General features: G+C 49.0%; 8 protein-coding genes and 1 pseudogene. All 9 read left to right on the forward strand.

The features are described 5' to 3' along the window. Positions 1–165 precede the first annotated feature (165 nt). Entirely contained in the window at positions 166–1,740 is a 1,575-nt protein-coding gene (locus DXC51_RS22780) for an ABC transporter substrate-binding protein (RefSeq protein WP_035324189.1), read from the forward strand. A gap of 215 nt (positions 1,741–1,955) precedes the next feature. Continuing rightward, positions 1,956–2,765 (forward strand): ABC transporter permease subunit, encoded by an 810-nt coding sequence (locus DXC51_RS22785; RefSeq protein WP_320919472.1) that lies wholly within the window; start codon positions 1,956–1,958, stop codon positions 2,763–2,765. A 39-nt stretch (positions 2,766–2,804) separates the two neighbouring features. After that, positions 2,805–3,692 (forward strand): carbohydrate ABC transporter permease, encoded by an 888-nt coding sequence (locus DXC51_RS22790; RefSeq protein ID WP_021639972.1) that lies wholly within the window; start codon positions 2,805–2,807, stop codon positions 3,690–3,692. A gap of 18 nt (positions 3,693–3,710) precedes the next feature. Further along, complete coding sequence (locus DXC51_RS22795) at positions 3,711–4,784, forward strand: glycoside hydrolase family 5 protein (RefSeq protein WP_021639971.1); 1,074 nt, start codon at positions 3,711–3,713, stop codon at positions 4,782–4,784. 373 nt (positions 4,785–5,157) lie between these two features. Further along, complete coding sequence (locus tag DXC51_RS22800; protein WP_117545494.1) at positions 5,158–5,403, forward strand: nitrilase-related carbon-nitrogen hydrolase; 246 nt, start codon at positions 5,158–5,160, stop codon at positions 5,401–5,403. Between the two features lie 210 nt (positions 5,404–5,613). Beyond that, on the forward strand, positions 5,614–7,026 hold the full coding sequence (locus tag DXC51_RS22805) for a ParB/RepB/Spo0J family partition protein (protein ID WP_117545495.1): 1,413 nt from the start codon (positions 5,614–5,616) through the stop codon (positions 7,024–7,026). Between the two features lie 297 nt (positions 7,027–7,323). Beyond that, positions 7,324–7,665, forward strand: coding sequence for a DUF7768 domain-containing protein (locus DXC51_RS22810; RefSeq protein ID WP_117545496.1), 342 nt, complete (start codon positions 7,324–7,326; stop codon positions 7,663–7,665). A gap of 143 nt (positions 7,666–7,808) precedes the next feature. Further along, on the forward strand, positions 7,809–8,216 hold the full coding sequence (locus DXC51_RS22815; RefSeq protein WP_330413872.1) for a PcfB family protein: 408 nt from the start codon (positions 7,809–7,811) through the stop codon (positions 8,214–8,216). Further along, positions 8,203–8,826 (forward strand): annotated as a pseudogene (locus DXC51_RS22820) (type IV secretory system conjugative DNA transfer family protein); the annotation flags it as partial. The gene DXC51_RS22815 and the pseudogene DXC51_RS22820, both read left to right, overlap by 14 nt. Between the last annotated feature and the right edge of the window lie 53 nt (positions 8,827–8,879).

The following is an 8,879-nucleotide window of genomic DNA, read 5'->3' on the forward strand; positions in this document are numbered from 1 at the left end:
AAAAGTCTAAAACGTTCTATTCATTGGTCGGTTTTGTTGTTGAGACAAAACCGACTTTTTACTACACTTTAATCAACACAGAAAAATGTGCTTACAAATTTAAGAGCGGGATAAACTATATGTTCAAACGGAGTTTGTTCCGTGGAAAAGAAAAAGGAGGGTATTATGTTACGAAAAAAAATCAGTGTGTTATTAGCAGTGGCAATGGCGGCTGGCTTGGCGGCCGGCTGTGGTTCTTCAGGCGGCAGTACGGTGGAGAGCAGTGTAAATGAATCTTCGGCGGGTACGCAGGCGGAGTCTGTACAGGAAAGTAATGCCGGGCAGGAAAGCGCAGATGGAGAAAAGGAGCTTTCAGCGCAGGAGCCATATACGGTGAGAATTGTAGCAGACGGATATGGATCAGAGGAGGCCTGTGCGGAGATTTCCGCTGCTGTTTCTGAAATCACAAAGGCAAAATTCAATACGGAGGTTGAAATTGTACGTTATGATTTTTCAACCTATGTGGATAAAGTACAGACAGAACTGGCATCCGGAGAAAAGATTGATTTGCTCGGCGGCGTATCGCAGCTTCCTATTCCGAGTGCGGCGAGCCAGGGGCAGGTAATTGCGCTGAATGAACTTTTGGAGTCTGACGGCCAGGATATTCTTGCCGATATCAGTAAAGAAGATTTAGCTTCCACATCTATAGACGGTCAGGTTTATGCAATCCGTAACAACAAAGAATTGGGATTGGGACTGGGATTTGCATGTAATACCGAAATGCTGGAATCTCTCGGTGTTGATTACAGCAATATCATGACGGAAGCTGATATGGAACCGATTCTTCAAGCGGCAAAAGAAAAGTATCCGGATGTATATCCTCTGGCCTCCGACAGCGGCGCAATGGGGGACTATATGCTTGCGATTGACTGGTTGGGAAGGGATTTCGGCGTACTTACGGATTCCTTCAGCGATGACACCACGGTGAAAAATTTCTATACCTCCGACGAATACTATGAATTATGCAAACGAAGATATGAATGGTCCCAGAATGGATTGATTATGCCTGATGCCAGCATCAATACGGAGCAGGTAAGCAGCCTTATGGGTGCGGGAAAGGCCTTCAGCGCAACAACGGAAACCAAACCCGGCATTGAATCACAGTGGGAAAGAAATACGGGAATTGATGTGACCATTATCAATATTGTCCCCTATTATACGACAACCAGCAATCTCAATAACTACTGGTATATCCCTTATACCAGCGAACAGCCCGAGAGGGCCATGCAGGTTCTTAACGAAATGTATTCCAATCCCGATGTGGCAAACCTGCTTATTTATGGCATCGAAGGAAAATATTATGAGTTTGTTGATAAAGAGAAAGGGCTTATCGATTATCCGGAAGGCGTTACCGCCGATGATCTGGGCTGGACAGTTGCCGCATGGCATTTTCCCAATGAACTGATTGCCCATAAGTGGGTTACGGATGGTCCTGATATCTGGAGTGATACAATCCAGTTTAATAAGGACTGCCATCCCTCTATTGCAAAAGGCTTTGTATGGGACAGCACGGACGTAACCAATGAAGTGGTGGCCTGCACCACTGTTCTCAATAAATATAAAAAGGGACTGGAAACAGGGGATGTGGATCCGGATTCCGTATGGGATCAGATGAAAGCTGAATTTGAGGAAGCGGGTATCGAAAAGATTCTCACCGAAAAACAAAAACAGCTGGATAACTGGTTAGCTGATAATAAGTAATTTTACTTTTTAAATACTCCGGCCTTATGGCGGGCTGCAGGCTGCGGCGCTCCTGAGGCCGGAAAAGCAGTACTAAAATTCTCTGTAACACATAAAGCGGGGCATATATGAAAAAGAAAAAAAGACGGTTGCATTTGAATTGGGCTCTATACCTTATGCTGATTCCGGGATTTATATATTTGCTGTTCAATAATTACATACCTATGACATTTACTGTGATAGCTTTTAAAAAGTATAATTTTCAGAAAGGTATCTGGGGAAGTGAATTTATCGGATTTGATAATTTTAAATCCCTGTTTTCCACGAGGGATTCCTGGATTATACTGCGCAATACGGTGGGGTACAATCTTATTTTTATAGCGATAGGCCTTTTTGTGGGACTTGCGATAGCAATTCTTCTGGATGAACTGAATTCTAAAAGAGGGAAGCGCGCCTTTCAGATGACATATCTTATTCCCTATATGATATCCATTACGGTTGTCAGCTATATTGTATACGCTCTGTTAAGTACAGATACCGGGTTTATTAACAATAGTGTTTTGGAACCTATGGGAAAGAAAGGCGTTTCCTGGTATGCACAGCCGGCGTTCTGGCCTTTTATATTGGTTGCTGTGAATCAGTGGAAATGGCTTGGCTATAATTCCATTATTTATTATTCCTCAGTTATCAGCATTGATTCCAGCTATTATGAAGCGGCAACAATAGACGGCGCCACAAGATTCCAGCGGATTATGTACATTACCATTCCGATAATCCGTTCCACTATCATTACGATGACCCTGCTCCAGCTGGGCAGTATCTTCCGATCGGATTTTGGCCTGTTTTATCAGGTACCCATGGACAGCAGCGCTTTGATGAATGTAACGAACACGATTGATACTTATGTTTACCGGGGAATCAAGAGTGTGGGTACTTTGGGGATGTCGTCGGCAGCAGGGCTGTACCAGTCTGTGGTCGGTTTTGTATTGATTCTGGCGGCAAACGGTATCGTCAGAAAAATTGACAGAGACAGCGCCATATTTTAAATAGCAGAAAGCGCCTGCAATCTGTGCGGAGAGGTTATCATGGTAAAAAGAGATAAAGTTTTTCAGACAATAGATCATATTATTTTGTTTTTAGTGTCATTGTTTTGTGTTCTGCCGCTGATTCTGCTTTTTTCATCTTCCTTCAGCAACGAAACGGCGATACTTCATGAGGGCTATCATATACTGCCCAGGCAATTTGATTTAACGGCATATAAGTATATCGTCAATGGCTCCAGCGGCATTTTGAGATCCTATGGCATATCAGCCCTGGTTACGATTGCGGGGACATTGGGAAATCTGGTGCTTACAATACTGTATGCCTATCCGATTTCCAGAAAGGATTTAAGGGGGCAGGCATTTTTTTCCTTTTTCCTGTTTTTTACAATTCTGTTTAACGGGGGCCTGATTCCTACCTATATGATGTGGACCAATACATTCCATATCAAAAATTCTTACCTTGCATATATTCTTCCGAACCTGCTGGTAAACGGATTTTATGTCATTATGGCCAGGAATTACTTCGCCTCTAATATTCCCGTGGCGCTGCTGGAGTCGGCCAAAATGGACGGGGCAGGGGAATTCAGAATACTGCGCAGTATCGTACTGCCCATGTCCAAGCCAATCCTGGCTACCCTGGGGCTGTTTGTGTCCCTGAATTACTGGAATGACTGGCAGAACGGTCTGTATTATATCAGCAATGATAAAATGTACACGATTCAGGTGCTTTTGAACAGAATGCTTTTGGATACGCTGTATATGCAGCAGGGACTGGCGAAAAACATCAGCAGCAGTATCGGCGCTTCTCTGCCGACGGCAACGTTAAAAATGGCAATCGCGGTTCTGGGAGCGATTCCGGTGTTGATTATTTTTCCGTTCATTTCCAAATATCTCTCAGGAGGTATTGTGGTGGGAGCGGTAAAAGGATAACTTAAAAAGGAGTGTAATATGTTATTTGAAAATTTTAAGCAGGGGCTTAATCTGGGAGGCTTCCTGTCACAATATGAGCTTATCGCAGACGCGGGTTCCAAAGAAGCTTTGCAGCAGCATTTTGAAACATTTATTACGGAGGATAATATAAAACAGATTGCGTCCTGGGGTTTTGACCATGTTCGGATTCCGGTGGACGGATGGCTGTTTCTGGATAAAGAAAAGAAAATTCTCAGGGAAAAGCCGCTGGAGTATCTGGATCGTTGTATTGGCTGGTGTGCCGATTACGGCCTGCATGCTGTAATTGACCTGCATAATATTGAAGGGCATGTTTATGGACAGATGGAGATACCTACGCCCCTGATGACGGATGAGGCGCTTCGTGATGATTTCTGCCTGTTCTGGGCGAGAATGGCAGAGCATTTTAAAGGATATAAAGGGACTCTGCTTTTGTTTGAATTATTCAATGAGATTGCGGACTCCACCGGATATATGTGGAACCGGCTGTACAAAAGGGCGATCAAGGAGATACATAAGGAGGATCCCGGCCGGTGGGTTCTGGCAGGGACAAACAATGTAAACAGCGTGGGGTATCTTGACCGGCTGGATTTAGTGGAAGACCCTTATGTATTTTATAATTTCCATTATTATGAACCGAATGCTTTTACACATCAGAAGGCGCATTTTTCAGAGGAATTCTGCGCATACAGGCATACGTTGACCTATCCGGGAGATATGACGGATTATATTGCCTTTCTAAAAGCAAACGACAAGTTCAGGAAGGAACATCCCCTGATGTCGGAAGAAACGGACTGCAACGATAAAAGCCTTATGCTGTCCCTTCTTTCTTATGCGAAAGACTTTATGCAGTATTCCGGTTGTGAGCTTTACTGCGGGGAATTTGGAGTCATTGACTCCGCGCCTGCCACAGAAGCTGTAAAATGGATCCGTGATTTTATCACTATCTGTGACGGACTGAAAATAGGGCATGCTATGTGGAATTACAAATGTCTTGATTTTGAATTGGTAGATATCAATAATCAGATAGTAAGGCCGGAGATCCTGGATTTGCTGAAAGAACTGAATCAATAAATAAGAGACCCTTTCATCTGAAGGAGAACAGGTGAAAGGGTTTTCTGTATTGGCGGTGGTATTTGCAGTTTTGTAAAACATTATAGCGTAAAAAGCGGGTAAGATAAAATATACTGTACTATACGAAGAATGGAATCAGGCAGTGAAGTATAATGATTCGTTTGACTTTTGTACGGTGGACCGTTAGAATTTAAAGATAACACGACCTGCCCACTGGCGAACAGTCTGCCGGTTGCGGCCTGACGCCTTTCTCTAAGCGCCGTAAAAGGCTGCAGTTTGGCTGCTATAGGGAGTATGACATTTATGGCGGAGTTTAAGGAATGAATCGGCAGATGATTATAGGTGACAGGATTAAATTAAAGAGGAAAGATAAATGAGGATATCCGTAGTTAATTTTAAATCACAAAAAGATGTCATCAAAAATATAGCTCTTATGAAGGATTATATTGAAAAAGCAGTTGACAGCGGGACTGACTTTGTTGTTTTTCCGGAGTTGTGTATAACCGGATATTATTATTTTTTAAGTGATCCTAAAATGATAAACGAAGAACTTGTTGCTCAGGCAGTGAGTATGTGTCAGAAAATATCCTGCAAACAGCATATCTATAACCGTCTTTGACAAAGGTATAATAATAAATCACAACAAAAACCGAGCCAACCTACACTAAAACGCCACTTTTTGTATTAACAAAAGGGGCGTTTTTTTCATGGCTCGACAGGGAAAGGAGTGGTATCAATCAAACATTAAAAATGGAAAGGGGGAATATTTTTCGCTGGCCGGGCCGTATGGTCTGGCCTTTTTTCATGTCACAAAAAAGGAGGTTAGCGAATGGCAGATGAAACATTGAACAAGGGCCCGGAGGGAGAAAAGCTCCCGGAGTCCCCGGCCCCGGAGGGGCCCGGCGCACCGCCCGCGCCGGAACAGGCCGAACAGGTGACGCTCCCCGGTATGGGCGAGGGCGGCCCTGCTCCGTCTGGTAAGGTCATCAACCTGTCGGATGTGCGGGGTGATGATAAGGGCGGCAAGGCTCCCGCCGTTGAAGCGGAAAAGCCGGAAAAGCGCCGGGGCCGTCCGCCAAAGGAACAGGCGGAGCCGAAGTCTCCAAAAGCGGAAAAGACGGCCAAGCCCCGCACAGGCCGCCCACCCAAAGGGGACAAGGCGGCCCGCGCCGAGGCCCAGCCGTCCACGCGAGACAAAGTGTCCCAAAGTAAAAAGAAAACCCCGGAAAAGGGCTCCGGTGGAATGGCCCCGCCCAAGTCTCCGCCAAAGGGCAAGGCCGGGCCCGTCAAAGCTGCGGCGGCCCCTGTCCCAGAGATCAACCTGCCGCCTACACCAGCCGAGCCGCCCCGCCCGGTTGAGGAGGGCAAGGTTGTCTATTTGAAATTGTCCGAGCTCCATGCGTTCCACACGTTCCGGGAGCATCCCTACAAGGTGCAGGACGATAAGGCGATGGATGACTTGGTGGGGACGATCAAGGAGCATGGCGTTATGACCCCCGCCACCGTCCGCCCGGAAAAAGACGGCCAGGGTTATGAAATCATCGCGGGCCATCGCCGTCATCATGGCAGTGAACGGGCCGGGCTGGATGAAATGCCTTGTATTGTCCGCAACATGACGGACTTTGAAGCCGTCCGGGAAATGCGGAACAGCAACAAACAGCGCGGGGAGCCCCTCCCCAGCGAGTTGGCCCGCCTGCTGGATTTGGAGGTGGAGGCTATCAAGCACCAGGGGGCCCGCCCCGGCAACAGCCAGGAGGAGCAGGCCCTGGGGAAACGCTCGGTTGAGATTGTGGGCGCGGATCACGGTATGAACTATAAAAAAGTCATGCGTTATATCCGGCTTAATTCTCTTGTCCCGGAGCTCCTGGATATGACGGACGCCAAAAAGCTGGGCTTTATGCCTGCGGTGGAGCTGTCCTATATCCGCCCGGAACACCAGCGGTTGATCGCTGTCTCCATTGAGGGGGAGCAGTCCTCCCCCTCGGTCAACCAGGCAAAGCGGCTCCGGGAGCTTGATAAGGATGGCAAGCTCAACGGCGATGTGATTGACGGAATTTTGAGTGAAGAAAAGAAGGAGGATCGCGGCGTGATTATTTCAACATCTGAACTGTCGAAGTATTTTGGCAAGGAGGTCACTCCCGCCAAAATGAAAGAACAGATTATGGCCCTGCTGGACGACTGGAAAGAGAAACAGCCGCCCGAACTGGCAAAGCCGGAGAAAAAGAACACTCTGGAAAAGTAACGGGGCTTTGCGTCGAGACACTTTGTCCCAAGGTGCCAGGCCCCGGTAAAGCAGGGCTCTGTGGTGATATATCCCCCGTCGCCGGGGATAAAAAAGCGCAGTCGGAGGTGGGCTGTCAAGGGGGCGGAACGCCCCGCCGCTTGCGGAGGCTTGCCCTTGACGGCCTGCCCCGGCTGTGCTATCTCCGGCCACGCGGCGGGGGTATATCCTCCAGAGCCGCGCCCTTTCCCTGGATAGGGAAAGGGCGGGGGGATAGGGTTGACCCGGCCCAACAATTCAGTTACGGAGGTTTTGACGATGAAACGACCCCTTGCTTATATTACCGCCGCATGGTGCGGCGATGACGATGACAACATGGAACGGGCGGCGCGTTACTGCCGCATCGTGTACGAGGCGGGCTTTTCGCCTGTCTGCCCCGCGCTGTATCTGCCCCTGTTTCTCAATGATGCGGTGCCGGAGGAGCACAAGAACGGCATCGACATAGCCCGCGACCTGCTCCGGCGTTCCCGTGTGCTGGTGGTGTGCGGCCACTCTATCACCGAGGCGATGAAAAATGATATTGCGGTGGCCCAGCGGCTGGGGATCACGGCGACCACCCTGGACGGCATTTTGGCGGTCAAGGGCCAGGGCCGCCATTAACGCGCCGGGCCCAAAGAACGGCGGCACTTGGGGACACTTTGTCCCAAAGTGCGCCGGGGAAAGGAGGGATATAGCTGGTTGACGAGGATGTTTCCAGACGTACCATAGCACTATCCATAAAGGCCAGCAAGCTGACGGCGCGGGTGCTGGCCCAGGCGCTCCAGGCGGCGGGCCGCAAAATTGCAAAGGCCCGCCGGGAGCACCAGATGCCCCACGGCAGACAAACGGTGCGCCAGCTTATGGCCCACGGAGCCGCCACAAACAGCATTGAAATTGAAGTTCCCCGGCAGTTTGACCGGGTGGCCCGCCGCTTCAATGTGGACTATGCCTTTTATAAAACCGGGCCGGACAAATACCTGCTGTTTTTCAAGAGCGGCCAGGCGGACGCGGTGACAGCTTGTTTTTCTGAATATTCCAAACGCCTGTTGAAGCGTTCCAAGTCCAGCCGTGTCCCCATCCGGGAACAGCTCAAGCGGGCTGAGGATCAGCTTGCAAAGGAAAAGCCCCGGAAGAAAGAGCGAGTAAAGGAGGCGGCCCGTGAAGACAGATAAGCTCAAAAAATATTTGATACCCAACATCCCCTATCTGTTTATCCTGTGGGCCTGTCTGAAAATGGGGACGGCCTACCGGCTGGCGGCGGGTGCGGATGTTGCTCATAAGCTCATGGGGCTGGGCCAGACCATTGGCCCGGCCTTTGCCGACTTTGCGCCGGGGCTCGCTCTCTTTGACTGGCTCGTTGGCATTGGGGGCGCGGCGGCGTTCCGCCTGCTGATCTACACGAAAAGCAAAAACGCCAAAAAGTACCGCCGGGATGAGGAGTATGGCTCCGCCCGTTTTGGGACGGAAAAGGATATAATGCCCTTTGTCGATCCCAAGTTTGAGAATAACGTCATTCTCACCGGGACGGAATTTCTTACCATGAACACGCGCCCGAAAAATCCGGCCAACGCCCGGAATTTGAATTGCTGTGTCATCGGCTCGTCCGGCTCCGGCAAAACCCGGTTTTGGCTCACGCCCCAGCTCCTCCAGGCTCATTCCTCTTTTGTGGTGGTAGACCCCAAGGGCGGGGTGCTCTCCCAGGTGGGCCGCTTTTTACAGCGGCGGGGGTATAAGATCAAGATTTTTAACAGCATTGATTTTTCTAAATCCATGCACTATAACCGTGCGACTTGTTCGCCGCTGAAAAGGCGGCGCACAGCGCTGTTTTAATCAGT

This window comes from Eisenbergiella massiliensis, from assembly GCF_003435485.1.

What these genes read in the sequence shown, in the direction of transcription:
- DXC51_RS22790 (WP_021639972.1), top strand. Translation starts at nt 2,805, where the DNA reads ATGGTAAAAAGAGATAAAGTTTTTCAGACAATAGATCATATTATTTTG.
- DXC51_RS22810 (WP_117545496.1), top strand. Translation starts at nt 7,324, where the DNA reads ATGAAACGACCCCTTGCTTATATTACCGCCGCATGGTGCGGCGATGAC.
- DXC51_RS22805 (WP_117545495.1), top strand. Translation starts at nt 5,614, where the DNA reads ATGGCAGATGAAACATTGAACAAGGGCCCGGAGGGAGAAAAGCTCCCG.
- DXC51_RS22780 (WP_035324189.1), top strand. Translation starts at nt 166, where the DNA reads ATGTTACGAAAAAAAATCAGTGTGTTATTAGCAGTGGCAATGGCGGCT.
- DXC51_RS22795 (WP_021639971.1), top strand. Translation starts at nt 3,711, where the DNA reads ATGTTATTTGAAAATTTTAAGCAGGGGCTTAATCTGGGAGGCTTCCTG.
- DXC51_RS22800 (WP_117545494.1), top strand. Translation starts at nt 5,158, where the DNA reads ATGAGGATATCCGTAGTTAATTTTAAATCACAAAAAGATGTCATCAAA.